Source organism: Arthrobacter sp. AOP29-A2-19 (genome assembly GCF_058138025.1).
In genome coordinates this window covers 3,045,249-3,070,954 of the sequence record NZ_CM176894.1, presented here as the reverse complement: position 1 = coordinate 3,070,954, position 25,706 = coordinate 3,045,249, and the positions used below count along the sequence as shown (strand labels likewise).

The following is a 25,706-nucleotide window of genomic DNA, read 5'->3' as shown; positions in this document are numbered from 1 at the left end:
CGATGGGCGCGCGGGGCGGGGATCGGGTCGGAAGCGCCACGGAGCACCACCGTGTGGTCGTCATCGGGGGCGGCAACGCCGGCATCTCACTGGCGGCGCGCCTGGGCCGCTACGGCGTGGACGACGTCGCCGTCGTCGAACCCGGGGAGCGGCACTACTTCCAGCCGCTCTTCTCCCACATCGGGGCGGGTGCGGCGCAGATGCGCGAGGCCGTGCGTCCGCAGGCGGACGTGACTCCCCGGGGCGTGACCTGGATCAGGGGCAAAGCGTCCGGCGTCGAACCGGAGGACAACGTGGTCCTGCTGGCCGACGGCCGCCGCGTGTCCTACGGGCAGCTCGTGGTGTGCCCGGGTGTCCAGCTGGACTGGGACGACGTGCCCGGCCTGCGGGCAGCCATGGGGGACCCGCGCGGCACGTCCAACTACGACGCCGGGCTGGTGCCGAAGACCTGGGAACTGGTGCGGACCCTGCGCTCCGGCACCGCCGTCTTCACCCAGCCGCCGGGGCCGGCGAAGTGCGCCGGCGCGGCGCAGAAGATCGCCTACATGGCGTGCGACTACTGGCGCGGGCGTGGCGTCCTGCAGGACATCGCGGTGGTGATGGTGGTGCCCACCCCGACCGTCTTCGGCATGCCGGACGTGGACCGCGAACTCGACCGGAAGATCGCCGAGTACGGCATCACGTTGCGCACCGAATCGACCCTGGCCTCGGTCGACGCGGGGGCGGGGACGCTGGAGCTCGTCGGCCCGCGCGGCAAGGAGGCCATAGCCTACGATCTGCTGCACGTGGTGCCGCCGCAGTCGGCGCCCGACTGGCTCAAGGCCACCGACCTGCCGGCCGCGGGCGACCGCGGCGGGTTCGTGGAGGTGGATGCGTTCACGCTCCGGCACCCCCGCTTCGCCAATGTCTGGGCGCTGGGCGACGCGGCGGGGACGCCGAACTCCAAATCAGGGGGAGCGTTGCGCCAACAGGTGAAGGTGCTCGCCAAGAACCTCAAGGCCGTGCTGGACGGCAGGGAGCCGTCGCAGCGCTACAACGGCTATTCGGTGTGTCCGTTCACCCTCAGCCGGGGGACCGCGTTCTTCGCCGAGTTCGACGAAGGGTACCGCCCCCGGCCGACCTTCCCGTGGCTGCGGATGGCCAAGGAGCGTCGCTGGCAGTGGGTCGTGGACCGCCACGTTTTTCCGCGGGTCTACTGGCACCTGATCCTGAAGGGCCGCGCGTAGCGCCCCGGCCGACGGGCCACGCCGCCGGTGTCAGGACCGCGGCCCGTCCAGCCGCTCCAGATCGTGCGTCGCCGGGCCCTCCAGCAGTTCCCCGGTGCGCGAAAAGCGGGAGCCGTGGAGCGGGCAGTCCCACGACTTCTCGGCGCCGTTCCAGGTGAGGATCCCGCCGAGGTGCGTGCACACGGCGGACAGGCGGCAGGTCTCGCCGTCCACGAGCGACACGGCGACAGGCTTAACCCCGGCATGCCCCACGGCGCCCCCGCCCTCCGCCAGCGACTCCTCGGCCCGGCGCGCGTCGACCGACGTGTCCGCCTTGACCCACCCGGCCGCCAGATGCCCGGCCACGCCGGCGTTCAGCTTGATTCCCGACGCCAGGTCCGCCGGGCCGGTGATGCGGTGGTGCAGCGTCTCGGCCCAGGCGACGTGTCCGCCCAGGATGTCCGCGCTGATGGTCAGCGCGGCGGCGACCGCGTTGGTCAGGCCCCACTTGTTATAGCCGGTGGCCACGTGGATCTTGCCGCCACCGCGTGGCAGCTTGCCCACGAACGGCACCATGTTGGCGCTGCGGTAGTCCTGCGCCGACCAGCGGTGCGTGCGCCGCGCCCCGGGGAAGTGGCGCGCGGTCCACTGGTCCAGATCCTCGACGAGGTGCCCGGTGTCCTTCTCCCGCCCCACCACGTGGCCGTTGCCGCCGACCACCAGCAGCTCCTCGTCCCCGACAATCGCCGTCCGGAGCGAGCGCCCCGGACTGTCCACGGACAGGTACATGCCGGCGGGAATGCTCGACGGCGCCCCGGGCACACGGTAGGCGGCGGCGTAGGACCGCGAGGGCTCCAGCTTGGCGAAGTACAGGCCGCGATCCAGGATCGGCGTGCCGGTGGCCAGCACCACCTGCGTCGCGTGGACCGTGCCCCGGGTCGTGTGGACGGCGGCCGGGTCGCCCGCCGCGACGTCCTGCACCCGGACGCCCTCGACGATCGGGACACCGCGGGACCGCAGGTCGGCCGCCAGCGCGTCCAGGACCTCCACGGGTTGCACCTGCGCCTGGTTGGCGAGCAGCAACGCGGCGTGCGTGGGGAAGGGTAGGCCGGTCTCGTGTGTGAGCGCCACGTCGAGCCCGGCTTCCAGCGCCGCGTTCAGCTCGCGGTCCAGCGTCACCGCCGACTCGGCGGAGTGAGCGTAGGTGTACGCGTCGCGGCGCTGCACCGGCACGCGGTGTTCCTCCAGATAGCGCAGGAGCCACGCCTGGCCCTCGTGGTTCGCCTCGACGTAGGCGCGCGCGACCTTCGCCGGGAAGTGCCTGCGGATGCCGGACAGCACCGTGCCCTGGAGCAGGGAGAGCTTGCCGGTTGTGTTGCCCGTGGTCACGGCGCCCACGGTGCGCGCCTCCAGGACCGCCACGCCCAACCCCGAACGGGCCAGCAGTAGCGCCGTGGCGAGGCCGGTCAGTCCCGCCCCGACGACGACGGCGTCGTACCTGGCGTCCGGCTCGAAGGCGTCGGAGACGGGTGGGGTTCCACGATCGAGCCAAAGCGAGGTCATGGCGGGCTCCGTTCATACCTGTGACGCCGTTGGTGGCCGCGAGCCTACCCCAGCGCCGGACCCTGGGCCAGAGCGTCCGGCGCGTGCCGGTTGTCGCCCGGAGTTGAACTGGGCGTTGCCCGCCGGCACCCTGCGGTTCACCCGCGCTGTCGAGAATCGAAGGGAACCAGCGAGGCACCGCCCGAAGGAGAGACCAGTGACCAGCATCCTGACCCATCCCGTTTCCCGGCGCCACGCGGTGGCGGGACTCGGCGCCCTGGCCGCGACCGCCGTCGTCGGAGCCGGCGCCCGTCCGGCCGCCGCCGCACGGGCGGAGTGGGGCGGCAGCGCGCCGCTGATCGGCCCGGCCGGCGGCGAAAAGCTGCACGTCATGGGGTTCAACATCCGGTACGACCGCGCGGGGACGGCGCCCGGCCAGGCTGATTTTTGGCCGGACCGCGCGCCGCTGGTCGAACAGCTCCTGCGCGTGGAACAGCCGACCCTGCTGGGGGTGCAGGAGGCGGAGTTCAACCAGCTTCCCGCGATCGAGGCAGGACTGCCGGCGGGCTACCGGATGATCGGCTACGGCCGGGACGGCGGCAACCGCGGCGAGTACTCGGCCATCTACTTCAACGCCCAGCGACTGGCACTGCTGGAATGGGACCAGTTCTGGCTCTCCGACACCCCGGACGTCATCGGCTCGGCGACCTGGGGAAACACGGTGACGCGCGTCGCCGTGTGGGGCCGTTTCCGGGACAAGAACACCGGCCGCGAATTCGTGGCCGCCAACACGCACTTCGACCACCAGTCGGAGCCGGCGCGCGCGAAGAGCGCCACGATGCTCGTGGGACTGGCCGAGCGCTTCCCCGGGGTGCCGATGGTGCTGACCGGCGACTTCAACGCGGTGGCCGGGGATTCCGCCGCCTACTCGACGCTCGTGGGGTCCGGCCCCTTTGGGGACAGCTGGCTGACTGCCGAGAAGAAGGTCAGCGCCGGGTGGGGCACGTTCCCCAACTATGCGGAGCCGGCCGACGGCGGCGACCGCATCGACTGGCTCCTCACCACGCCCGGGAGCGTTCGGGTGCACAGCGCGGCGATCAGCACGTGGACCAAGGGCGGCCGCTGGCCCTCGGACCACACGCCGGTGCAGGCGTTGGTTTCGCTCTAGCCGTCCAACGGCCTACCGCAGCCGGCGCAGCGTCTCTCCGCGGAAGAATCCCGGGCTCTTGATCCGGGTGACGACCATGAGGACCACGCCCAGCAGCAACACGGCCATGCCGAGGATGAACACGGTGCCGACGCCGCCGATGGAACTGCCCGAGCCGTAGTCCGGGTCCATCGAGTCGTAGGCGGTCTTGACGAACATCACCAGCAGGATCACTCCGCCGACGACCGGAGCGAGGAGCTTGAAGACGACGTTCCGCCAGCCGCGGAGGAGTTCCCTGCGGAAGTACCAGACGCAGGCCAGGGCGGTGACGCCGTAGTAGAAGCAGATCATCATGCCGAGCGCCGTGATGGTGTCCCACAGGGCGTTCTCGGAGATGAGCCGCGTGACGACGTAGAACGCGGCGGCGGCGACGGCCGCGGTGATCGTGGCCGTGGACGGGGACTTGAAACGCGGGCTGACCCGCGCGAAGCGTTCGGGCAGCGCGCGGTAGTAGCCCATCGCCAGGATGGTCCGCGCCGGCGAGACGAACGTGGACTGCAGCGACGCCGCCGAGCTGGACAGGATCGCCAGCGACATCAGGATCGCAAACGGTCCCATGACCGGGGCCGCGAGAACGGCGAAGATGGATTCCTGGTTGTCCGGGTTTCCGGCGCCGAGCCCTGTGTCCCCGATGCCGGCGAAGGAGATCACAGCCAGTGAGACCACCATGTACACGGCCATGATGACCAGGACCGTCAGCGTGGCGGCCCGGCCCGGGACGCGATCCGGGTCCTTGGTCTCCTCGTTCATCGTGAGCGTGACGTCCCAGCCCCAGAAGATGAAGATGGACAGGGACACGCCGGCGGCGAACGCGGACAGGGACGGGACGGCCAGCGGATTGAACCAGTCCAGCGAGACGGGTGTCGCGTCGAAGGCTGTGCCGTTGGCGACGTGGGCGAAGGCCGCCACGGCGAACCAGCCCAGCACCAGCAGCTGGAAGGCGACCAGCACGTACTGGAAGGTCTTGGTGGCGTGGAGCCCGCGGTAGGAGATCCAGCAGGCGCCGGCGATGAAGACCAGAGTGGTGGGGATGTTGATCCACAGGTCCGTCGAGAGGTCGGCGATGGCCTCGTTGCCGGTCAGCTGGGCGATGAGGATGTAGAAGAAGTCGACCGCGACCGCCGCGAGGTTGGACAGGACGATGATGGTCGCCGCGATCAGTCCCCACCCTCCCATCCATCCGATCCACGGCCCGAAGGCGCGGGTGGCCCAGGTGAACGACGTGCCGGAATCCGGCATGGCCTTGTTCAGCTCGCGGTAGCCAAGCGCCACGAGCAGCATCGGGAGGAAACCGGCCAGGAAGATCGCCGGGAGTTGCGTCCCGACCTCGGCCACGGTGGGGCCCAGTGCCGCCGTGAGCGTGTAGGCGGGCGCGATGCACGAGACGCCGATGACCACGGCGCCGAGGAGCCCCACGGCCCCCTTGCTGAGGCCTTTCTGGCCAAGGCCGTCGGCGTCTGGTTTGTTCTCCGGCACGTTGCCGATCACGGTGTTGGTCATGGTTCCTGCCTTGCTGCTCGGGTCCGCAGCGCCGGGGGCTTGTAGCCGCGGGGGACGACGATCATCGGGACGGGCAGCACGCGCAACATGCGCTGGGCGGTGCTGCCCAGGAAGAGCCGGTGTTTCCGGGCGAGCCGGCTGGAGCCCACGACGGCCACCTCGTCCGGGGCCCAGTCCAGGGCGTTCACGGCGTCCTCGACGGAGTCTCCCGCGGCGACCACCACATCGGCGAGGACACCGAGTGACGTGACGACGGAGGCGATGGCCTCCTCCGTCTCCCGCGTCAGCTCGGCGCGCGCCCCGGCGTCGTTCTGGCGCAGGTCCATGTCCAGCAGCGAGACGACGCGCAGCGGGATGCCGCGGCGCACCGCGGCCGCGGCGGCCGTCCGGATCACGGCAGCGGCGCCCGGCCGGTTCCCGGCGAACGCGGTCACCCGGCCGGGGCCCTCGGGCGCGGGCACGGCGGCGCCCGCCGGGGCCAGGAGCACGGGAACGGGTGAGGAGTGGAGCAGCGCCGTGGCCACGCTGCCCACGGTGAAGCGGCCCGCGAGGCCGCGGCGCTGCGTGCCGACGACGATGGTGTCCGCGTGCGTCTCGGCCGCGATGGACATCAGGCCCTCGACCTCGGAGGGGGCGCTGCGGACCACCACGCGCGCCGCGATGTGCCGCGGAACGAGGGCGAGTGCCTCGGCCGCCCACGTCGACACGGTGTCGCCGAGGATCGTGTCGTAGCCCTGGTCGGTGCCCGGGTAGACGGCGTCGAAGGGAGTGTGCTCGGGAAGGATGATCGCAAGGACCAGCGTCGTCGCGGAGCCGCCCGCGATCGACGCCGCCAGGGCCACCGCCTCGGCTCCCCGCGCATCGGCGGTGTAGCCGACGACGTAGGTTGTCCCGACGGTGCTCATGCGCTGGCGGCCGAAGGCTGGAAGGCGGGGACGGTGCCGTCGTAGCCTTCGTCGGGGCGCCGGCCGCCGAAGTCCGCCGCGATGCGCGCGGCCGTGCGGCGGCCCATGCGCACGGCGCCGTCCACGTGCTGGTAGCCCGCCCCGGCCAGGTCGGAGGAGGCGAAGTGAAGGGGCCCCACCGCGTCCGTCTGGCCGGGGCCGAAGCGCAGCAGACCGCCGAGGTCGTAGCTGGTGGCGTAGGCGCCGCGCGTCCACTCCTCGGACGCGAAATCCGACTCGTAGTACACGTCGGGCGCGAGCGCCTCCTCGCCGAGGAACGACGCGAGCGACCCGAGTACCCGGGACCGGCGTTCGTCCGGCTCGAGCGCGAACAGTTCGTCCGCCCTCAGGTCGGAGACGAACCCGACCAGGGTGCCGCGGCTGTCGCCGTGCAACGTGTTGTCGTAGACCTCCTGCACCAGCGACGCGGGACCGAAGCCGGTCCCGGACAGGCCCTTGTCCCGCCAGAACGGGGTGGGGTAGACGGCGTGGACCTTGATGACGAGTCCCATGGACTGGTGTTGGTGCGCCACCTGCTGCCGGCGCGGCAGGGCGGGGACGTAGGAGATGCGCGAGTAGAGGTTCGGCGGGACCGCGACGATCGCCCGCCGTGCGCGGACGGTGGCGTTGGCCCCGTGGGCGGTGACGCCGTCGGCGTCCCATTCGAGGCGCAGCACGGGATTTTCCAGGTGGACCGAGTCCCCAAGCCGCTCGGCCAGTGCCAGCGAGACGCCCTGCATGGTCCCGACGATCCGCCGGTCGAGGATAAACGCGTCGTCGACAAGGTGCGTGAAGGAGCCCGCCGAGGAGGCCATCAGCACGGCCTGCAGGGCGGAGAACGTGTGCGCGGGCTTGGTCAGCATGCCGCCCGAAATGAACATGCCGATGTTCTCGCAGGCCGCCTCGTCGGCGGAGTTCGCCCGCAGCCAGTGGTGGAAGGACACGAGGTCAAGCTCCGCGGCCCGGGGGTGGTCCCAGGGGCGGTCCGGATCCATGTCCGCGGCGAGGGCGTCCAGTTCCGCGGTCAGCCGGTCCATCTCCGCCACGGTCTGCGCGGGCACGGGGAAGTCGTCGCCGGTGTACTCGGTGCGCACGCCGTCGGAGCCGATGTAAACGGACGCGCCGTCCTTATAACGCTCGTACGTTTGGATCCCGAGCTCTCCGAGCAGCGAGTACAGGGCCGTCTGGTCCGGGGAAATCCACTGGCCGCCGATCTCGAGCGTCGCGCCGTCGACGGTGTCCGTCCACGTGCGGCCCCCCACGCGGTCGCGCGCCTCGAGTACGGCCACGGTATGCCCCGCCTTCCGAAGCTCCCAGGCGGCGGTCAGGCCGGTGGGCCCGGCCCCGATCACAACCACGTCGCGGTCGATCGTTGCCATAAAATCACCTATTCTCTCGTTCCAGCGTCTATATGAATGACGTTCATTTATATGATGGTAGGCGCACACCGTGCCGTTTGTGAAGTGGAACACCCGATGGGAGCCGCATGAAAAGTCGGAACGCGACCGGCGCCGTCGACGCCGGAAACGGGTCGCAGCCCCCTCGCCGGGCCGGGCGCCCGAGGGCGGCGGTGCTGGATCGCGTGCAGATCACGCGGGCGGCGCTGCGGATCGTCGGCGAACGCGGCTACGAGGCGCTGACCATGACGGCGCTCGCCAAGGCGCTGGAAGTGGCCCCCTCGGCGCTCTACAACCACGCGGCGTCGAAGCAGGAGATCCTGCAATGGGTGCAGGACGACCTGATGGCGACCGTCGACTCCACGGGCTTCGGGACGCTTGCGCTGCCGGCCGCGCTGCGGCGCTGGGCGACCTCCTACCGGAACGTCTTCGCCGAGCATGCGCCGCTGATTCCGGTCATCGCCGTGCTGCCCGTCTCCGAATCGCCCCGCACCCTGGACATGTACGAGCTTGTGTCCAAGGCGTTCGCCGACGCCGGCTGGCCGGCGCCGGAGATCGCGGCCGCGATTGTGGCACTGGAGTCCTTCATCTTCGGCTCGGCCATGGACGCGACGGCCCCGGCGGACATCTTCGCGCCGGGGCGGCACGCCGCGCGGCACCCCTTCTTCGAATCGGCGGTGGCCGCGCAGGGCGAGGGAGGGGCCGCGGCGGCGGAGGCCGCCTTCGCGATGGGGCTGGACGCGATGCTGGCCGGGCTGATGGCGCGGAGGGCCCAGGGCGAGCCTTCCCCCGCCTAAGGTTGCTCCCGGCCTAGACGACGACCCGGCCCGTGGCGCGGCCGTCCGTGTCCAGCATCCAGCCCACGCGCTTGGGGTAGTTCAGCGCCACCGTGCTCTCCACAAAGTGGATGGCCGGGATCCTCTCCGTCACCGCGAGCTCCACAGACATCACGTCCTCCACGGACTTCAGCCACATCACAAACGTGAAGTTCGACGTGCCCGTGGTCGACGTGCACAGCCGCAGGTTGTTGAAGCCCTTCAGCGCCTCGGCGGCGGCCTCGTGCTGGCCCGGAGGCACGTTCGCGAACCACTGGCAGCTCACGGGATAGGCGGAATACTGTTGGGCCATCTCGCAGCGGAAGGACAGCAGGTTCGAGGCCAGGATGCGGTTCAGTCGCCGGCTGACGGTGGTGGGGTGGACGCCGATCGCGCGCGCTATCTCGGCCGCCGTCGCGCGGCCGTCGCGCGTGAGGCATCTGAGGATGCGCCGGTCCGCGTCGGTCAAAACGGCCCGACGCTCCGACTTCTGCGGCACCACTGCCTCCAGGAGGGCCTGCTGTTTTTTGTTCAGCACATTCAGGCGCCAGGAGTGCCCCTCGGTGTGTAGCCGGGTGCACATGGACGCCTGGTATCTGGTCACGCCCGGAATGGCCGTCAGCCGCGGCACCACGGACCTCCCCAGGTCCGCGAGCGTCCGAGTCTGGACAATCAGCATCAGGTCGCGGTTGCGCGCCGACTCGACCACCGAAACAACCTCGGTCATCCCGCAGAGCGCGTCGATCACGGAGCCGCGCTCCGCCAGGGTGCATTCGACGTCGAGGAAGGACAGTGCGCTGTCCATGGTGGTGCCGATTTCGTTCGCCGTCACCCACGCGAGGCCGGAACGGCGCAAGCGCTCCCATCGGTTGGCCAGCGTGGTCGGATGGGTCTCCAGGATCTCCGCCGCGTCGATCCAGCTGATTCGCGGGGCGATCTGAAGCGCATGAATCAGGGACAAGTCCTCCTCTGTGACGTCCATGGTCACACCACCTACGCATTCCTTCTCGTATTTCAGCGTGCCAAATGCAGTTATCCATCAATTTCGCGAACGGAAAGCATCCAAGACATACGCTCGTCCGAAATGAGAGCCTAGTCACCGCAGGAGGATCCATGACAATCGTCGAGGACGCACGGCACATGCAGCAGGACCTGGTCCGCTTCCGGCACGAGCTGCACCGGGAGCCCGAGATCGGGCTGGACCTGCCGCGCACCCAGGAAAAGGTGCTGGCCAACCTGCAGGACCTGCCGCTGGAGATCACGCTTGGCAAGAGCCTGACGTCCATCGGCGCTGTGCTTCGCGGTACGGGGACCCCCGGCGCGGGAACCCCCGGCGGCCCCGGGCGCCCGGTGGTGCTTCTGCGCGGGGACATGGACGCGCTGCCGGTGCAGGAACGCACCGGCGTCGACTTCAGCTCCCGGGTGGACGGGGCGATGCACGCCTGCGGCCACGATCTCCACACGGCGATGCTGGCGGGGGCCGGCCGGCTCCTTGCCGGCAGGCGGGATCGGCTGGCAGGGGACGTGGTCCTGATGTTCCAGCCGGGCGAGGAGGGGTGCAACGGTGCCGGCATCATGCTGGACGAGGGCATCCTGGACATCGCCGGGCGGCGGGCCGATGCCGCCTTCGGGATGCACGTCTTCTCCGGACTGGTGGGGAACGGGCGCTTCGTCACCAAGCCGGGAACCATCATGTCCGCCTCGGACACGCTGATCGTGACAGTGCGCGGCGAGGGAGGGCACGGCTCCGCGCCGCACCACGCGAAGGACCCGGTCACGGCCGTGGCGGAGATGGTGACCGCGCTGCAGGTGGCCGTCACGCGTCAGTTCAACATGCTCGATCCGATCGTCATCAGCGTCGGTCTGCTGCGGGCCGGCTCGGCGTCCAACGTCATCCCCGACTCGGCGTACTTCGAGGCCACGGTCCGGACGTTCTCCACCGCCTCACGGGACCGTATCCAGGAGGCGGCGCCGCGGCTGCTGACACACATCGCCCGGGCCCACGGTCTGGAGGCCGACGTCGAGTTCCGGCCACGCTATCCGGTCACGGTCAACAATGCCGACGAGGCGCTGTTCGCGCAGGGTGTCGCGGCGGAACTCTTCGGGGACGGGCGCAGCGTGCGGCTCGAGCAGTCGTTGAGCGCGTCCGAGGACTTCTCCCGCGTGCTCCAGGCGGTCCCCGGCGCGTTCGTCGGTCTCGGCGCCACAACACCGGGGCAGGACCCGGACGCGGCCCCGTTCAACCACTCGCCGTTCGCGACGTTCGACGACGGCGTGCTGGCCGACGGCGCGGCCCTGTACGCCGAGCTCGCCGAAGCCCGGCTCAACCAACTCGCGACGGAAGGACACACGGCATGAGCGCCACCGCCACCACCAAGCGACCCGGCCCGATGGACCGCTTCCTCAGCGGGGTCGAACGGGTCGGGAACAAGCTCCCGGACCCCTTTATGCTGTTCCTCATCCTCTTCGCCGCCACGGCTGTCGTGTCCACGGGCATGGCGTGGGCGAACGTGTCCGTCCAAGTGCCGGGGGCGGAGGAGGCCACCTCCATCAAGGGCCTCTTCACGGCGGAGGGAATGACCTGGCTGACCCAGAACATCGGCGAAAACTACCTCGGGTTTCCGCCGCTGACAACGGTGCTGCCCATCCTGCTGGCCGTCGGGGTGGCCGAGAAGTCCGGGCTGCTGGCCGCCATGATCCGCAAGGCCTTCGGTTCGGCCCCACGCTGGGCCCTGCCCTACGCCGTCGGCGTGGTGGGTGTCCTCGGTTCAATCATGGCCGATGCCGCGTTCGTTGTGATTCCGCCGCTGGCCGCACTGGTTTTCAAGGCCGCGGGGCGGCATCCGGTCGCGGGCCTGCTGGGCGGCTTCGCCGCAGCGGGCGCCGGGTACTCGACCAACCTGCTCGTCACCAGCCTCGATGCGCTGTTCGCGGGCATCACCACCGCGGTCACGGCGTCGCTGCCGAATCCCGGCGCGATCGTCACGCCCGTCTCCAACTACTTCTTCAACATCGTCTCGTCGGTCGTGCTGATGCTGATCGCCGGATTTATCATCGACCGGGTCCTTGAGCCCAGGCTCACCCGCCAGGGTGTGCCGACCGAGGAGACCACGCAGGACGCGGACAAAACGCCCGGCGCGGCGCCGTCGTCCGCCCAGGCCATGCGTGCCGAGCTGGAGCCGCGCGAGGCAAAGGCCCTGAGGTGGGCCGTGGCGGCCGGGGTGCTGGTCGCGGCCGCGATCACCATCGCGGTCCTGGTGCCGGGATCCCCCTGGCGCAACGAGGAGGGCGCGTTCCTGCCCAAGTCGCCGTTGCTGAGCTCGATCGTCTTCATCGTTTTTATGATGTTCACGGTTCCCGGCCTGGTCTACGGCAGGATCGTCGGCACCATCACCACGGGCCGCGACGTCCCGCGGGTGATGGGCGAGGCCGTGCGGGACATGGTCGGCTTTCTGGTGCTGGCCTTCATGCTGGGCCAATTCATCGCGCTGTTCAACTGGTCCGGCGTCGGGCAGTGGATCGCGGTCGCGGGGGCGGGTGGGCTCGAATCCATCGGGCTGACCGGCTATCCGGCCATCCTGGCGTTCATCGTGCTGGCCTCGCTGCTGAACCTGTTCATCATCTCCGGCTCGGCCATGTGGACCCTGATGGCGTCGGTGTTTGTGCCGTTGTTCGTCCTCTTGGGCTACGAGCCGGCGTTCATCCAGGCGGCGTTCCGGGTGGGCGATTCGGCCACCCAGGTCATCACGCCGCTGAACCCCTACATGATCGTGCTGCTCACGATGCTGCGGAAGTACGAGCCGCAGGCGGGGCTGGGCACACTCATCGCGCGGATGCTGCCCTTCGTGATCCCGTTCTGGCTGGCGTGGGTGGCCATCCTCAGCGTGTTCTTCTTCCTGGACCTGCCGCTGGGGCCGGGAAACGGGATCTTCCTCGAGCCGTAGGCCCGCGCGGTGCGCCTACGGCCCGCGCGGGACGGTCGGGTCAGGAGACCGGCAGCCGGTCCCCGCGGAGTTCCTCGTTCCGCGGGGCCCGGCGCAGCAGGAACAGGGAAGCGGCGGCAAGCCAGCACAGGATGGCCGCGAGCGTCCACGCCGACGCGTAGCTGCCGGTCGACTCCCGGATCCAGCCGGCGGTGACGGCCGCGACGCCGGCGCCCACCATGTGCGAGGCGAAGACCCAGCCGAACACCACGCTGGCGCACTCGGGGCCGAAGTGCTCGCGGCAGAGCGCGACCGTCGGCGGCACGGTGGCGACCCAGTCCAGGCCGTAGAAAACGATGAAGGCCCACAGCGGCGGCTCGATGGTCGATCCCAGCAGCGCATCGAGGAACACCAGGGAGAGCCCGCGCAGGGCGTAGTAGAACACCAGCAGGACCGCGGGATTGATCCGGTCGGTCAGCCAGCCGGAGGCCACCGTTCCGACGAGGTCGAACACGCCGATGAGCGCCAACAACCCGGCCGCGGTCGTCGCGGGCATGCCGTGGTCGTGCGTGGCCGGGATGAAGTGGGTCTGGATCAGCCCGTTGGTCGACCAGCCGCAGACGCAGAACGTGAAGAGCAGGATCCAGAACGCCCGCCGGTTCAGGCTCTCGCGCAGTACCCGCAGGGCCATGCGCCCCGCGGACACAGACGGCTTGGCAGGTTTCGGCGAGGGATTCTCGGGATCCTCCCCGTACGCGCGCAGCCCGCGGTCCCGGGGATGGTCGGAGAAATACAGGGCGAAGAACGGGATGATCGCGGCGGCCACCAGGGCGGTGACCAGCGCGGCGGCGCGCCAGCCGGGGTGGTGTGCCAGCGACACGATCAGGGGCAGGAAGATCAGCTGCCCGCACGCGTTGCCGCCGGAAAAGATGCCCATCACCAGCCCGCGCCGCTTGACGAACCAGCGGTTGGCGACGACGGAGCCGAACACCAGGGCCATGACCCCCGTCCCCACGCCAACAAAGAGGCCCCACAGCAGCCAGAGCTGCCAGATGGCGGACATCACCACGGTGAGGCCGCTGCCGATCGCGGTGAGTGCCAGACCCGCCATCACCACGCGCTTGATGCCCACACGCTCCATCAGCGCGGCGGCGAACGGTGCCGTCAACCCGTACACCACGAGATTCAGGGTCACGGCAAGGCTGGTCCCGGACCGGGACCATCCGAATTCGGACTCCAGCGGCTCGAAGAGGGCGCCCGTCGTCGAGCGGAATCCGGCCCCCGCCACGAGTGCCAGCAGCGTCAGGGCGGCGACGACCCAGGCGGGGTGGATCCTGCCGCGTCTTGTGGTTTTCACCCGTCGATCGTAATCCCGTTTCCGCCTTCCACTGGCGGGATAAATCATTCTGGTATTTAATATGCCGCAATGAAGCGGTACGTCTAGTACGTCCGCCGACTAGGGTTTACGCTGTAAACAGGCTGAGGGGGTCGGCCACGAATAAAAGAAGGATGTGACGGTCCAGTGCCTGAGGGAGACACTGTCTATCAAGCAGCCCGCAGGCTCGATGCCGCGCTTGCGGGAAGAGCCTTGGAGTCCAGCAAGTTCCGTCTACAGGGGTATGGGAGTCTCGATCTGACCGGCTGCAAGGTTGGTTCGGTGGTGTCCCGGGGCAAGCACCTGCTGATCCGCGCCGGGGGTCTCAGCATCCATTCGCGGATGACCCTGGCGGGCAGGTGGGACGTCTACGCCACCGGGGAGCGTTCGCGCGTGCCGGCTTCGCGTGCGGATCTGGTGCTGCGCAACAACGCCTTCCAGGCCGTCGGGTTTGCCTTGGAGTATCTGGAGGTCATCCGCACCACCGACGAGCCGCGCGCCGTGGGACATCTGGGCCCCGATCCGCTCGGGCACTCCTGGGATCCCGCCGAGGCCGCCCGCCGCCTCGCATCGGATCCGGCGCGGCCGATCGGGCTGGCCCTGTTGGACCAGCGCCTGATCGCCGGCCTGGGCAACGTGTACCGCTCGGAGATTCTGTTTCTGGCGCGCACCAATCCGCGGACGCCGGCCGGCGAAGTGCAGGACATGGCCAAAATCGTGGACCTGGCCCACAAACTCCTCCACGCCAACAAGGACCGGGTCCGGCGCAGCACCGCCCCGGCGTCGCTTGGCGCGCCGTATTCGGTCTATGCGCGGGCGGGCCTGCCCTGTCCGCGCTGCGAGGACCCCGTGGTCCACGAAACGTTCGACGCGTCCGCGCCGGACGGAAGCGCCGCCATCGGGGGCCAGGATCTCTACTGGTGTCCCCAATGCCAGCCGCTGCCGTCCGACGAGGCAGGCGGCGTCCTCAGCGCATCTGCCGTGCCGGGCACGGCCGGCCGCCTGCCTTAGCGCCGCTTCCGAACGGGCCCCGTTCGGATCAAACCGTACGCAGCGCCTCGTCCCACGTCCGCATCATCGAGGTGACGAGCGTGCGGTCGGCCGCCGCGAGCGTGCTGATCGGCGGCCGCACGTCGCGCTGGCACAGCCCCAGCTGAGCCAGGGACTCCTTGACCACGGAAACGTTGTTCTCGGCCTCGTTCCGGGCCCGCAGTTCCTCGAAGGGGCGGATGAGTTCCCAGACGCGCATCGCCGCCCCCGTGTCCGAGGCGCGCAGCGCGTCGAGAAGCCGTAGGGAGAGAGCCGGCTCTACGTTCGCGAAACCCGACGTGAAGCCCGTGGCTCCCACGGCCCAGTAGCCGGGCGCGGACAGCTCGGCGAGGCCCGCGATCCACACCAGGTGCTCCCGGTCGCAGTCCCTCAGCACGGTGGCGAACCGCACTGGATCGGGTACCGCGTACTTGATGGCGACCAGGTTGGGGGCCGCATCGGCCAGCCGTGCCACGGTGGCTCCGTCGATGCGCGGATTGCGCAGGTACAACACCACCCCGAGTTCCGGGACGGCCTCGGCGATGGCTCGGTGGTACTCGAACCACCCGTCGAGGGACACGAAAGGGTGTGCGGGTTGATGCACCATGATCGCCTGTGCGCCTGCGGCGCGTGCCGCGCCCGCGTCCTCGATCGCGGTGGCCACCGATCCGCCGACACCGACCAGCGTTGAACAACCGGATCCGGCCGCCTGGACCGTGAGGTCCACGCAGCGCCGCTGCTCGGCCGCCGTGAGCGAGTAGTACTCGCTGGTGTTGCCGTTCGGGGTGACGACGCGGATGCCGCCCTCGACCATTCGCGCCACTACGCGGGTGAAGGCCGCCTCGTCGATGGCACCGTTGTCGTCGAACGGCGTGACGGGAATGGCGACAACGCCGGCCAGCCTTTCGCGCAAGAGCTCGAAGTTCATGTTCTGTTCTCCTTTTGGGATTGGGTGGGCGCCGGCTAGGGCGTGGCCTTGTGCATGTCGGCGACGCGCATCTCGTCGCCGGTGGCCGTGGTCGGCTCGTAGTCGACCTTCGGGGACAGCGCCAGGGTTGCGCCGACCTGGACCATCATGGCGTCGCGGACGATCTCGTCGTTCTGGTAGGCGAGCGCCTTGGCGAAAGCGTCCTGGCGTTCCTGGTCCGATGCCACCTCGCCGGCCGCGATCATCGTGTCCAACTCGGCCGTGCCGTAGCTGCTTTGCGCCCCCTCGCTGCCCAGGTTGTTCGGCATGGTGAAGGAGGCGTCGCCGGCCTGGTTGCCGTGCATGCCCATCAGCAGCCGCGGCCCGAAGTCCGTGGGCACGGGGCGGAGCAGGTGCTGCAGCCACGTGTTGACGTCGCCCATCTGGAGCTCGACGTTCAGGCCGGCCTCGGTGAGGGCGTTTTGGACCACCTCCATGGCCTCGTCGGCCTTCGGGTAGAAGCCGGTGCGGCCGATGATGGTGATCTTTTCGTCGACGGGGACGCCGTCGGCCTTCGCCTCCGCGATCAGCTGCTTGGCCCTGTCCATGTCGTAGGGCCACGGCTCGATGTCCGGGTTGTGGCCGATGACGCCCTCGGGGACGAGCTGGGTGGCCAGCTGGCCCTGGCCGGCGAAGATCGAGGCCAGCAGGCTCTCGTTGTCGATCGCGTAGTTGACGGCCTCGCGGACGCGGCGGTCGTCCAGCGGCGCGATGCCGGCGTCCATCCGCATGTAGGTGACCTCGTTGGTGTTGTACTGGACGGCCGAGTCGCCCGCGCCGTCCTCCGGAGCCAGGGTGATGGCCACATCCGCCTCGTTGTTCGTCACCATGGCGGCGCGGATGGTTCCCTCGGAGCGCCAGACGTACTCGACCGTCCCGAAGTCCGGGGCCTCGCCCCAGTAGTCGCCGAACCGCTCGAGTGAGAGGCTGGTGCCGGCCTGCCACTCCTTGAGCTGGTACGGGCCGGTGCCGATGGGCTCGCGCACCTTCGCCGTGTTGTCGGTGGTGGCCGGGACGATTCCCACGAACGCGAGCCGGAGCGGCAGGATGGGGTCCGGGACGGCGGTCGTCACCTCGAGCGTGGTCGCGTCGAGGACCTCCGTGGTGATCTTGTGGTCGCCGAAGAACTGCCCGGCGACGTCGCACGCCATCTCCGGGAGCAGGGCGCGCTCGATCGAGAAGGCGGCCGCCTCCGCGTCGAAGGCGCTTCCGTCGTGGAACTTCACGCCTTCACGGAGCGTGAAGGTCCACGTGTTGTCGGCCGTCTGCTCCCACGCGGTGGCGAGCGCCGGGTCCAGCTCGCCCGTGGTCGCGTCGCGCGAGGTCAATCCCTCGGCGATGTTGGACCTGGTCACAAGGCCGGTGGAGTTCTGCGATCCCTGGCAGGTCTCCAGCGTGGGCGGCTCCTCTTTCAGGACGATGCGGAGCGTGTCCGCGGATTCCGGCGAGCCCGTGGCCGCCGTGTCCATGGCACACGCCTGCGTGCCGAGAAGCGCGGCGAGCGCGATCGATGCGCCCAGGGCGCGGCGCGTGCCGAAGGCGGGGGAATGGGGTCGTGCCATGGCTGTCCTCCAAAGATGTGGACCGGTTGGGCGGGCTCCGATGCGCGCCTCGCCGGACTGAACTGGGGCGTCCGTTGCTTGCGCGGACGGCGCATAATGAACTTAGGATCAATGGCATCCGATGTCTAATATACGATGTACGAAGCCTAGGCAGGCGTCGCCGGTGTGTCAACAGTCACAGCCGACGATGCCTCCGCCGACGTTTTCCAGGCGCCCGGACGGGCGCAACAGAAGGGTGAGCGCGTGACCATCAAGCTGGACCTGCCGCAGTCGCGGATCGACGTTGTCCTGGCGGCCATTCGGCGGGGCATCCTGACCAATGAGTTGCGCCCCGGCCAGCCCCTGGTCGAGGCCGAACTGGCCGCCCAGTTCGGCGTGTCCAAGACGCCCGTCCGCGAGGCGCTGAAGATCCTGTCCAACTCCGGGCTGGTGCAGTTCGTTGCGTACAAGGGCGTCCGCGTCCAGACGGTGGACCCCGACTTCATCAGGGCCGTCCGCGACCTGCGGCTGCTGATCGAGCCGGAGGCCGTGCGGCAGGCGGTCGCCGCCGGATCGGCGGAACACCTGGAGCGGGCGGAACAGGCGTTGGCCACCGCCCGGCGCATGATCGACAGCGCGGGGGACCGTGCCGAGCTCAGCCTCGTCAACCGCGACTTCCACTCGCTGCTCTACGCCGGCTGCGGGAACCCGCTGATGCGGGACGTCCTGGACAACCTCCGCGACCGCACGGCGCTGATCAGCGTAGTCGCCTGGCACGACGCGGAGGGCCGCGCCGAGCACCCGTCCGGGTTCGAGTGGGTGGAACACCGCGAGATCCTCGACGCCGCGAAGGCGGGGGACGCGGAACTCGCGGCGAGCCTCTCGGCCGGCCACATGCGCCGATTCTTCGAGCGCGTGCTCTCCGGCGCGCAAGGGCCGGGCTCGCCCGCCTGACCCGGACCAACCCGGGCAATTGCCGGGTCCCTGCGGTACATTGTGCTGCGTGTGCCGCGCGTCACGTGCGCCGCTCCGGGAAGGGACAACGATGTACCAGGTTCGGGACGCCCAGACCTTTGCCCAGTGGCGCAGTCTCATCTCGGCCTCGTTCGTGCCGCTGGACGCGGAGCCGCTGCGCCCGGACCCCGCCGGTGCCGGCACCGGAAGGTTCCGGGGGCGGGTCGGCGGAAGGCGGCTGAAGGACGTCGGCATGATGAGGGTCAGCGCCTCCGGCCACACCGTGCTGCGCACCCCCGAGCTGATCGCGGCCGGGGGCGAGGGCCACTACAAGCTGAATCTCCAGCTCGGCGGCCGCGGCCTGCTGCTCCAGGACGGCCGCGAAACGGTGATGCGCCCGGGAGACCTGGCCATCTACGACACGCAGCGTCCCTACACCCTGACGTTCGACGGCGACTTCCAAACCCTGGTCCTGATGTTCCCGCAGCACCTGCTCGGGCTGTCGCCGGAGGATGTCGCCGAACTCACCGCGGTCAGCATGGGTCGGGGCCGTCCCCTGGGTGCGGCGATCTCCCCGTTCCTCGCCCAGATTGGCGAGATGCTCCCGACCCTTCAGGGCCCGATCGGCCACCGACTGGCGATGAACGTGGTGGACCTGCTTGCCACGCTTCTGGCCAACGAGGTCTATTCCAAGCCGGACCAGGCCGCCGACGGGCATGCCCGCCTGCTCCGCCGGGTCCAGCACCACATCGAGGCGCACCTTGCCGATCCGGGCCTGGGGCCCCGGGAAATCGCCGCGGCGCACTTCATTTCCACCCGCACCCTGCACCAGATCTTCGCCGACGCCGGGCACACGGTGGCGGGGTGGGTCCGGGCGCGCCGCCTGGAGCGCTGCCGGCGCGACCTTCTCGATCCGCTGCACGCCGAGGTGCCGATCGGCGCCATCGGCGCCCGGTGGGGCCTGGACGACCCGGCCCACTTCAGCCGCGTGTTCCGGGCGGCCTTTGGATCCTCTCCGTCCCGCTACCGACAGGGCGGCGGAGTCGCCTGAGGGGGCCGGCCGAGAGGCCCGCGCTCGCGGACAAGGAGCCCGCCGGGATAGACAAGTCCCTCAAGTGTGTCGTGGGGCACAGTGGAGTTAGCCCATCCACCGCCGCGGCACGGCCCGGCCCCCGAGAGCAGGAGACAACGATGTCGATCCAGTCCGGCACGCAGCTGAGCACCTACCGGGACCTGTTGGCCTTGATCGAGCCGTGTGACGGCGGGCGGGAGATCAACGACCCCGCGACCGGGGAGACCGTGGGCCGCGCCCCCGAACACACCCCCGCGGACCTGGACGCCGCGCTCGCCGCGGCCCGCACCGCCCAACCCGGGTGGGCGGCCCTGACCCACGCCGAGCGCTCCGAATTCCTCGAGCGGGCCGCGGCCGCCGTGGACGCGTCCGCCGAGGCCCTCGCCGAGCTGCTCTCCCGCGAGCAGGGCAAACCGCTCAACGGCCCCAACGCCCGCTTCGAGGTCGGCGCGTGCGCCGCGTGGCTCCGCGCGACCGCGGCCCTCGAGCTCGCCCCCGAGGTCCTCGTCGACGACGAGGGCGGGCGCGCGGAGCTGCACTACCGCCCGCTCGGCGTCGTCGGCGCGATCGGACCCTGGAACTGGCCCATGATGATCTCCGTCTGGCAGCTCGCCCCGGCCCTGCGGATGGGCAACACGATCGTGCTCAAACCCTCCGAACACACCCGCGCTGTCCGTCCTGGCCTGGCCGCGGTCCTGAACCGCGGGCTCCCGCCCGGCGTGCTCCACGTCGTCTCCGGCGACCGCGAGGTCGGCGAGGCCCTGGCCGGGCACCCCGGCGTGGACAAGGTCATGTTCACCGGGTCCACCGCGACCGGGAAGGCGATCATCCGCTCCAGTGCGGACACCGTGAAGCGCCTGACCCTGGAGCTCGGCGGGAACGACGCCGGGATCGTCCTGGACGACGCCGACCCGGCCGCGATCGCCGAGGACCTGTTCTGGGGCGCGTTCATCAACACCGGCCAGACCTGCGCGGCCCTGAAGCGGCTCTACGTCCACGAGGACCTCTACGAGGCGGTGTGCGGGGCCCTGACCGCGGTCGCGGAGGCCATGCCGATGGGCGTGGGACTGGACGAGGGCAACGTCCTCGGGCCGCTGCAGAACCGGGCGCAGTACGACGTCGTCGCGCGCCTGGTCCAGGCCGCGAAGGACTCCGGCGCCCGGGTGCTGCTCGGCGGGAACCCGGACGCGGACCGGCCGGGGTTCTTCTACCCGGCCACGCTGGTCGCGGACATCGACAACGGGAACCCGCTGGTCGCCGAGGAGCAGTTCGGGCCGGCCCTGCCGATCATCAGGTACTCCACGCTCGACGAGGCGGTCGCGATGGCCAACGGCCTGGACGTGGGCCTGGGCGCGTCGGTCTGGTCCTCGGACCCGGCCCGGGCGCGGGAGGTCGCGGCCCGGCTCGAGGCCGGGACCGTGTGGATCAACAAGCACGGCGCGGTCGACCCGAGGATGCCGTTCGGCGGGACCAAGCAGTCCGGCTACGGGCTCGAGTTCGGGCTCGAGGGCCTCAAGGGCCTCGGCGCCCCGCAGGTCATCAGCAACTAGCCACACCCCCCACCACACTTTCGGGGCACCGCCCTGCCCACTTCCAGAGAGGCCCGCCATGGACAACCAGGAAAACCAGACCGCCCAGGACTTCGACTACATCGTGGTCGGCGCCGGATCGGCCGGCAACGTCGTGGCCCGCCGGCTCGTCGACGCCGGCAAGAGAGTCGCCGTCCTCGAGGCCGGCGACCGGGACACCAACCCGAACATCGAGCACCTCTACAACCTCGGGGCGCTTTGGCACAGCCCGCAGGACTGGGACTACTTCACCACCGAACAGCCCGGGGCCGCCGGCCGCCGCATCCACCTCCCGCGCGGCAAGGTCATGGGCGGGTCGCACGCGCTCAACGCGACCATCTGGGTCCGCGGCGACCGCTGGGACTACGACGGCTGGGTCGAGGCCGGCTGCGCCGGCTGGGGCTGGGACGACGTGTTGCCGGTCTTCAAGGAGATCGAGAACTACGACGGCGGAGCATCGGAGACCCGCGGGGACTCCGGCCTGCTGGACGTGGTCCGCGACTTCCCGCGCAACCCCGTCCAGGAGGCCATGCTGGAAGGCGCCGTCCAGACGGGCGTCCCGCTGAACGAGGACTACAACTCGGGCGACGTCGAGGGTGTGTCCCGGATGCAGCTCAACGTGCGGGACGGGAAGCGCTTCAACACGTGGCACGCCTACCTGAGGCCCGTCGCCGACGACCCGAACCTGACGCTCGTCACCGGGGCCCACGTGCGCAGGCTGATCGTCGAGGACGGGACGGTGGCCGGAGTCGAGTACGAGCTCGGCGGGCGGGCCCGGACGGTGCGGGCCGCCGAAACGGTCCTGTGCGCGGGGGCCATCAACTCGGCGGAGCTGCTTCTGCGCTCCGGAATCGGGCCGGCGGACGAGTTGCGCGCCGCTGGCATCGATCCCGTGCACGACCTGCCGGGCGTCGGCAAGAACCTGCACGACCACCTGCTGTCGCCGGTCATCTTCTCCACCGAGACGCCCGTCCCGATCGGGGACGTGGCCCCGGCGGAGGTCCACCTGTTCTGGAAAAGCCGCCCCGAGCTGCCAGTGGCGGACACCCAGCCGATCTTCTTCTCCGTGCCCATGTATTCGGAGGGCTACTCGCAGGGCCCCATGGGCGGGGCCGACGGCGGGTTTTCGATGCTCGGCGGGCTGGTGCGGCCACAGAGCCGCGGAGAGATCACGCTGAGCGGCCCGAACGCGGACGACCCCATCAGGATCGACCTCGGTGCCCTCGCCGAGCAGGCCGACGCCGACGCGCTGGTCGCCTCGGTCAGGCAGTGCCGGGAGATCGGCCGGTCCGACGCGCTGGCGCCGTGGGCGCCGACCGAGGTCTACCCCGGACCCGCGGTTTCCGACGAGGACCTGGAGGCGTACGTCCGCGAGTCCGTGGTGACCTACCACCACCAGGTCGGCACGTGCGCCATGGGCGTGGACGACATGGCCGTGGTGGACCCGGGAACGCTCAAGGTCCACGGGCTCCGCGGTCTTCGCGTGGCCGATGCGTCCGTGATGCCGCTGGTCCCCACGGGCAACACCAACGCGCCGACGGTGATGATCGCGGAGCGGGCCGCGGGAATGCTGCTCGGCGGCCGTTAGCCGGCGGGGGCGTTAGCGGCGCGGGCGCTCCCGGGAGAGCGCCGCGCGCAGTTCCCTCCACGCGCCCGTGGACCAGAGCGCCCACAGCACCAGCACGGGTTGGAAGAACAGGCGCACCAGCCGCTTGCCGTCGGTGTCGAGGCCGAACCCGTCCGTCCGCGTGACGTACTGGGAAACGTTCCCGGGGAAGATCAGGATGAAGAACGCCGCGGCGAACAGTCCCACGGGGACGCGGCGCCTGCGCAGGGCGATCAGCGCGGATCCGAGGCCGATCTCCACCACGCCCGACGCCAGGACCACCAAGTCCTTGTCCAGCGGAAACCACGGCGGAACCTGCGCCTGGAATTCCTGCCGCGCCACGGTGAGGTGGCTGATCCCGGCGAAGACCAGCGAAGCGCCTAGCACCACCGCGCCGATCAGTCGGGGCAGCGAGACTTTCGGCGCCGGACGGAACACAAGGTCGGCGAGTCGTGCTTTGGTGCGCGTCATTGCTGAACGCTAACACCGCCGCAGTCGACGGCGCCGCGCCTAGCGACTCGTGGCGTCCTGCACCTCGCCGACGAGTTCCTCGATGATGTCCTCCAGGAACAGGACGCCCGTGGTGTGGCCCGCGGCGTCGAAGACCCGTGCCACGTGCGCGCCGGTCCGGCGCATCGTGGCCAGCGCGTCCTCCAGCTCGGCGTCCCGGAAGGCCGAGGCCAGCCGGCGGATGCGCTTGGACGGGACGGACCTGGTGAACTTCTCCGGCGTCGTGAGGTCCATAACGTCCTTGAGGTGCAGGTAGCCGGTCGGCTCTCCGTCCTCGTTCGTCAGGATGTACCGGGAGAAGCCGTGCCGGGAGACGGCGCCCTGGATGTCGGCGGGGGTCGCCGTCGCAGGCAGCATCACCATGTCCCGGATGGCCACCTCGACGTCGGCGACGGACTTCGAGGTGAACTCGAAGGCCGCGGTGAGCGTTCCGCTGGTGTCGCTGAGCAGGCCGTCGCGGGTGGACTGCTCCACGATGTTCGCGACCTCGTCCAGCGTGTAGGCGCTGGTCGCCTCGTCCTTGGGCTCCACCTTGAACAGGCGGAGGATGCCGTTGGCGATCCCGTTGAGGGTCCAGATGACCGGCTTGAAGATCCGGGCCACCATGACCAGCGGCGGCGCCAGGAGCAGGGCCGCCCGCGTCGGCACGGAGAAGGAGATGTTCTTGGGGACCATCTCGCCGAAGACCACGTGCAGGAAGGTCACGAGCAGGAGCGCGGCGACGAACGCGATGATGCCGATGGCTTCAGCGGAGAGCGACGTGAGGCCCAGCGGGATCTCCAACAGGTGGTGGATCGCGGGCTCGGAGACGTTCAGGATCACCAACGAGCAAACGGTGATGCCGAGCTGGCTGGTGGCCAGCATCAGGGTTGCGTGCTCCATGGCCCAGAGGGTGGTCTTGGCCGCCTTGCTGCCGGCCTCGGCCTTCGGCTCGATCTGGGAGCGGCGGGCGGAGATCACGGCGAACTCGGCGCCGACGAAGAAGGCGTTGACGACCAGGAGCACCACCAGCCAGATGATGCCGGGAAGGTATTCACTCATGGGTCTGTTCCTTGGTCAGGCTCTCGACGATGCGGTCGTGGGGGCTCATGGGCGTCCCCTCGGTCTCGGCCGGCATAAACCGCAGCCGTTCGATGTGGTTGCCGGACACGCGCTCGACCCGGAGGACGCCGGAGTCCACGGAGACCTCGTCGCCGAGCTCGGGCATCCGGTCCAGCTGGTCCGTGACGAAGCCGGCGACCGTGTCGTACTCCTCGCCGTCGGGGACCTTCACCCCGGTGCGGTCCCGGAGCTCGTCCGGGCGCAGCGAGGCGTCGAAGGTCAGCGAGCGCCCCGTGCGCACGACGCCGACCCGCGCGCGGTCGTGTTCGTCCTCGAGCTCGCCGACGATCTCCTCGACGAGGTCCTCCAGGGTGACGATTCCGGCGGTGCCGCCGTGCTCGTCGGAGACGATGGCCACCTGGAGGCCCTGTTGGCGCAGCAGGAGCAGCAACGTGTCCACGCCCATGGATTCGGGCACGCGCAGGGGCTCGACCATCAGGTCGGACGCGCACACGGTGCCGCGCTCGCCCAGGGAGATGGCGAAGGCCTGCTTGACATGGATCACGCCGCGCACGTCGTCGCTGTCGCGGCCGATGACGGGGAACCGGGAGTAGCCGGTGGCGGAGGCGAGTTCGATGACTTGCTCGGCCGAGTCGTCCAGCCCGACGGTGGCCATGCGCACGCGGGGTGTCATCACGTCGTCGGTGCTGTGGTCGGAGAAGCGCAGGGTGCGGTGGAGCAGGGCGGCGTGGTCCAGGTCCAGGACGCCCTCGAGGGCGGACCGGCGCACCAGCGAGCTCAGTTCCTCCGCGCTGCGGGCGCCGGAGAGCTCTTCCTTGGGGTCGATCCCGAAGGAGCGGATGATCTTGTTGGCCGTGTTGTTGAACAGCAGGATGACCGGCTTGAAAACCGTGGTGAAGAGCGCCTGGAAGGGGACCACAACCTTGGCGGTTCCCAGCGGCAGTGCCAGGGCGAAGTTCTTGGGAACCAGTTCGCCGATGACCATCGAGAAGACGGTGGCGATAAAGATGCCGATGACGGCGCCGATTCCGGGAACCACGGCCGCAGGGAAGCCGGCCGCCCCCAAAGGCCCGGCGAGCAGGCTGCTGATGGCCGGCTCGAACGTGTAACCGGTCAGGAGGGTGGTCAGTGTAATTCCGAGCTGGGCACTCGAAAGATGCGTCGAGGTGATTTTCAGGGCCTTGATGGTGGGCCCCAGGCGCTTCTCGCCGCGGGCCTCACGTGCTTCGAGGTCGTTGCGGTCGAGGTTCACCAGCGCGAACTCGGAGGCCACGAACAGGCCTGTGCCGACGGTCAGGACCAGACCGATTCCGATCATGATCAACTCATACATGGGCGCGCCCCTCTCCCGTGTGTTGGGACAGGGGCGAAAGAGAAGGAGGGTCGTCCATAGTCCCTCAACACTAGGCGACGGCTGCGCCGGCCCATGGCGTGTTCGGTGTGGGCGAACACGCCATGGGCATCGGGCCCGCGCCGGCCGGAGCGGAGC

The 25,706-nt window shown here is 69.9% G+C and carries 21 protein-coding genes; 10 read left to right on the top strand and 11 right to left on the bottom strand.

Annotated elements, in window-relative coordinates; translation table 11 throughout:
* The first annotated feature begins 2 nt into the window (after positions 1 to 2).
* On the top strand, positions 3 to 1,226 hold the full coding sequence (locus tag AC3ZJJ_RS14135) for an NAD(P)/FAD-dependent oxidoreductase (protein ID WP_489892452.1): 1,224 nt from the start codon (positions 3 to 5) through the stop codon (positions 1,224 to 1,226).
* 30 nt (positions 1,227 to 1,256) lie between these two features.
* On the opposite strand, the gene AC3ZJJ_RS14130 is transcribed toward AC3ZJJ_RS14135, so the two are convergent.
* Complete coding sequence (locus AC3ZJJ_RS14130) at positions 1,257 to 2,768, bottom strand: FAD-dependent oxidoreductase (protein WP_489892451.1); 1,512 nt, start codon at positions 2,766 to 2,768, stop codon at positions 1,257 to 1,259.
* Positions 2,769 to 2,964: 196 nt separating this feature from the next.
* Here AC3ZJJ_RS14130 and AC3ZJJ_RS14125 point away from each other — a divergent pair, with 196 nt between their 5' ends.
* On the top strand, positions 2,965 to 3,915 hold the full coding sequence (locus AC3ZJJ_RS14125; protein ID WP_489892450.1) for an endonuclease/exonuclease/phosphatase family protein: 951 nt from the start codon (positions 2,965 to 2,967) through the stop codon (positions 3,913 to 3,915).
* Positions 3,916 to 3,927: 12 nt separating this feature from the next.
* Here the strand turns inward: AC3ZJJ_RS14125 and AC3ZJJ_RS14120 are convergent, their stop codons facing one another.
* Genes AC3ZJJ_RS14120 through AC3ZJJ_RS14110 form a run of 3 tightly spaced genes read right to left on the bottom strand, consistent with a single transcriptional unit; the run spans position 3,928 to position 7,777 of the window.
* Entirely contained in the window at positions 3,928 to 5,454 is a 1,527-nt protein-coding gene (locus AC3ZJJ_RS14120) for an APC family permease (protein WP_489892449.1), read from the bottom strand.
* Positions 5,451 to 6,359 (bottom strand): universal stress protein, encoded by a 909-nt coding sequence (locus AC3ZJJ_RS14115; protein ID WP_489892448.1) that lies wholly within the window; start codon positions 6,357 to 6,359, stop codon positions 5,451 to 5,453. Before AC3ZJJ_RS14115 ends, AC3ZJJ_RS14120 begins: the two co-directional genes overlap by 4 nt.
* On the bottom strand, positions 6,356 to 7,777 hold the full coding sequence (locus AC3ZJJ_RS14110; RefSeq protein ID WP_489892447.1) for a flavin monoamine oxidase family protein: 1,422 nt from the start codon (positions 7,775 to 7,777) through the stop codon (positions 6,356 to 6,358). Before AC3ZJJ_RS14110 ends, AC3ZJJ_RS14115 begins: the two co-directional genes overlap by 4 nt.
* A gap of 107 nt (positions 7,778 to 7,884) precedes the next feature.
* Here AC3ZJJ_RS14110 and AC3ZJJ_RS14105 point away from each other — a divergent pair, with 107 nt between their 5' ends.
* Complete coding sequence (locus AC3ZJJ_RS14105; protein ID WP_489892446.1) at positions 7,885 to 8,592, top strand: TetR/AcrR family transcriptional regulator; 708 nt, start codon at positions 7,885 to 7,887, stop codon at positions 8,590 to 8,592.
* Positions 8,593 to 8,605: 13 nt separating this feature from the next.
* Here AC3ZJJ_RS14105 and AC3ZJJ_RS14100 read toward each other — a convergent pair whose 3' ends face one another.
* On the bottom strand, positions 8,606 to 9,592 hold the full coding sequence (locus AC3ZJJ_RS14100; RefSeq protein ID WP_489892445.1) for an Lrp/AsnC family transcriptional regulator: 987 nt from the start codon (positions 9,590 to 9,592) through the stop codon (positions 8,606 to 8,608).
* A 131-nt stretch (positions 9,593 to 9,723) separates the two neighbouring features.
* Between AC3ZJJ_RS14100 and AC3ZJJ_RS14095 the strand changes: the two genes are divergently transcribed.
* Positions 9,724 to 10,968 (top strand): M20 metallopeptidase family protein, encoded by a 1,245-nt coding sequence (locus AC3ZJJ_RS14095; RefSeq protein WP_489892444.1) that lies wholly within the window; start codon positions 9,724 to 9,726, stop codon positions 10,966 to 10,968.
* Positions 10,965 to 12,554 carry an AbgT family transporter gene (locus AC3ZJJ_RS14090; RefSeq protein WP_489892443.1) on the top strand — a complete coding sequence of 530 codons (1,590 nt, stop codon included), beginning with the start codon at positions 10,965 to 10,967 and terminating at the stop codon, positions 12,552 to 12,554. Before AC3ZJJ_RS14095 ends, AC3ZJJ_RS14090 begins: the two co-directional genes overlap by 4 nt.
* A gap of 40 nt (positions 12,555 to 12,594) precedes the next feature.
* Here AC3ZJJ_RS14090 and AC3ZJJ_RS14085 read toward each other — a convergent pair whose 3' ends face one another.
* A complete protein-coding gene (locus AC3ZJJ_RS14085; protein ID WP_489892442.1) occupies positions 12,595 to 13,890 on the bottom strand; it encodes an MFS transporter in 1,296 nt (431 codons plus the stop codon).
* Between the two features lie 231 nt (positions 13,891 to 14,121).
* Here AC3ZJJ_RS14085 and AC3ZJJ_RS14080 point away from each other — a divergent pair, with 231 nt between their 5' ends.
* Positions 14,122 to 14,919: an Fpg/Nei family DNA glycosylase gene (locus tag AC3ZJJ_RS14080; protein WP_489892441.1), complete on the top strand. Its 798-nt coding sequence runs from the start codon at positions 14,122 to 14,124 to the stop codon at positions 14,917 to 14,919.
* A gap of 28 nt (positions 14,920 to 14,947) precedes the next feature.
* Here the strand turns inward: AC3ZJJ_RS14080 and AC3ZJJ_RS14075 are convergent, their stop codons facing one another.
* Together AC3ZJJ_RS14075 and AC3ZJJ_RS14070 are read right to left on the bottom strand one after the other, a co-directional pair.
* On the bottom strand, positions 14,948 to 15,865 hold the full coding sequence (locus AC3ZJJ_RS14075) for a dihydrodipicolinate synthase family protein (RefSeq protein ID WP_489892440.1): 918 nt from the start codon (positions 15,863 to 15,865) through the stop codon (positions 14,948 to 14,950).
* Positions 15,866 to 15,900: 35 nt separating this feature from the next.
* Entirely contained in the window at positions 15,901 to 17,466 is a 1,566-nt protein-coding gene (locus AC3ZJJ_RS14070) for an ABC transporter substrate-binding protein (protein ID WP_489892439.1), read from the bottom strand.
* Positions 17,467 to 17,631: 165 nt separating this feature from the next.
* Here AC3ZJJ_RS14070 and AC3ZJJ_RS14065 point away from each other — a divergent pair, with 165 nt between their 5' ends.
* The 4 genes from AC3ZJJ_RS14065 to AC3ZJJ_RS14050 all read left to right on the top strand — a co-directional run bounded on the left by AC3ZJJ_RS14065 (position 17,632) and on the right by AC3ZJJ_RS14050 (position 22,627).
* Positions 17,632 to 18,399, top strand: coding sequence for a GntR family transcriptional regulator (locus tag AC3ZJJ_RS14065; RefSeq protein WP_489892438.1), 768 nt, complete (start codon positions 17,632 to 17,634; stop codon positions 18,397 to 18,399).
* Positions 18,400 to 18,490: 91 nt separating this feature from the next.
* Positions 18,491 to 19,450 carry an AraC-like ligand-binding domain-containing protein gene (locus AC3ZJJ_RS14060; RefSeq protein ID WP_489892437.1) on the top strand — a complete coding sequence of 320 codons (960 nt, stop codon included), beginning with the start codon at positions 18,491 to 18,493 and terminating at the stop codon, positions 19,448 to 19,450.
* A gap of 164 nt (positions 19,451 to 19,614) precedes the next feature.
* Positions 19,615 to 21,021, top strand: coding sequence for an aldehyde dehydrogenase family protein (locus AC3ZJJ_RS14055; protein WP_489895855.1), 1,407 nt, complete (start codon positions 19,615 to 19,617; stop codon positions 21,019 to 21,021).
* A gap of 58 nt (positions 21,022 to 21,079) precedes the next feature.
* Positions 21,080 to 22,627 (top strand): GMC family oxidoreductase, encoded by a 1,548-nt coding sequence (locus tag AC3ZJJ_RS14050; protein ID WP_489892436.1) that lies wholly within the window; start codon positions 21,080 to 21,082, stop codon positions 22,625 to 22,627.
* Between the two features lie 12 nt (positions 22,628 to 22,639).
* Here the strand turns inward: AC3ZJJ_RS14050 and AC3ZJJ_RS14045 are convergent, their stop codons facing one another.
* From AC3ZJJ_RS14045 to AC3ZJJ_RS14035, 3 genes are read right to left on the bottom strand one after another with little or no spacing between them, the layout of a single operon-like run.
* Positions 22,640 to 23,116: a DoxX family protein gene (locus AC3ZJJ_RS14045; protein WP_489892435.1), complete on the bottom strand. Its 477-nt coding sequence runs from the start codon at positions 23,114 to 23,116 to the stop codon at positions 22,640 to 22,642.
* A gap of 39 nt (positions 23,117 to 23,155) precedes the next feature.
* A complete protein-coding gene (locus AC3ZJJ_RS14040; RefSeq protein ID WP_489892434.1) occupies positions 23,156 to 24,196 on the bottom strand; it encodes a hemolysin family protein in 1,041 nt (346 codons plus the stop codon).
* Complete coding sequence (locus tag AC3ZJJ_RS14035) at positions 24,189 to 25,550, bottom strand: hemolysin family protein (protein ID WP_489892433.1); 1,362 nt, start codon at positions 25,548 to 25,550, stop codon at positions 24,189 to 24,191. The genes AC3ZJJ_RS14040 and AC3ZJJ_RS14035 overlap by 8 nt, the downstream gene beginning before the upstream one ends.
* Between the last annotated feature and the right edge of the window lie 156 nt (positions 25,551 to 25,706).

Excerpts from the sequence above, each read along its gene's own strand:
- AC3ZJJ_RS14135 (WP_489892452.1), top strand. The coding sequence starts at position 3 with ATGGGCGCGCGGGGCGGGGATCGGGTCGGAAGCGCCACGGAGCACCAC.
- AC3ZJJ_RS14130 (WP_489892451.1), bottom strand. The coding sequence starts at position 2,768 with ATGACCTCGCTTTGGCTCGATCGTGGAACCCCACCCGTCTCCGACGCC.
- AC3ZJJ_RS14120 (WP_489892449.1), bottom strand. The coding sequence starts at position 5,454 with ATGACCAACACCGTGATCGGCAACGTGCCGGAGAACAAACCAGACGCC.
- AC3ZJJ_RS14115 (WP_489892448.1), bottom strand. The coding sequence starts at position 6,359 with ATGAGCACCGTCGGGACAACCTACGTCGTCGGCTACACCGCCGATGCG.
- AC3ZJJ_RS14110 (WP_489892447.1), bottom strand. The coding sequence starts at position 7,777 with ATGGCAACGATCGACCGCGACGTGGTTGTGATCGGGGCCGGGCCCACC.
- AC3ZJJ_RS14105 (WP_489892446.1), top strand. The coding sequence starts at position 7,885 with ATGAAAAGTCGGAACGCGACCGGCGCCGTCGACGCCGGAAACGGGTCG.
- AC3ZJJ_RS14100 (WP_489892445.1), bottom strand. The coding sequence starts at position 9,592 with ATGGACGTCACAGAGGAGGACTTGTCCCTGATTCATGCGCTTCAGATC.
- AC3ZJJ_RS14095 (WP_489892444.1), top strand. The coding sequence starts at position 9,724 with ATGACAATCGTCGAGGACGCACGGCACATGCAGCAGGACCTGGTCCGC.
- AC3ZJJ_RS14090 (WP_489892443.1), top strand. The coding sequence starts at position 10,965 with ATGAGCGCCACCGCCACCACCAAGCGACCCGGCCCGATGGACCGCTTC.
- AC3ZJJ_RS14075 (WP_489892440.1), bottom strand. The coding sequence starts at position 15,865 with ATGAACTTCGAGCTCTTGCGCGAAAGGCTGGCCGGCGTTGTCGCCATT.
- AC3ZJJ_RS14070 (WP_489892439.1), bottom strand. The coding sequence starts at position 17,466 with ATGGCACGACCCCATTCCCCCGCCTTCGGCACGCGCCGCGCCCTGGGC.
- AC3ZJJ_RS14060 (WP_489892437.1), top strand. The coding sequence starts at position 18,491 with ATGTACCAGGTTCGGGACGCCCAGACCTTTGCCCAGTGGCGCAGTCTC.
- AC3ZJJ_RS14050 (WP_489892436.1), top strand. The coding sequence starts at position 21,080 with ATGGACAACCAGGAAAACCAGACCGCCCAGGACTTCGACTACATCGTG.
- AC3ZJJ_RS14045 (WP_489892435.1), bottom strand. The coding sequence starts at position 23,116 with ATGACGCGCACCAAAGCACGACTCGCCGACCTTGTGTTCCGTCCGGCG.
- AC3ZJJ_RS14040 (WP_489892434.1), bottom strand. The coding sequence starts at position 24,196 with ATGAGTGAATACCTTCCCGGCATCATCTGGCTGGTGGTGCTCCTGGTC.
- AC3ZJJ_RS14035 (WP_489892433.1), bottom strand. The coding sequence starts at position 25,550 with ATGTATGAGTTGATCATGATCGGAATCGGTCTGGTCCTGACCGTCGGC.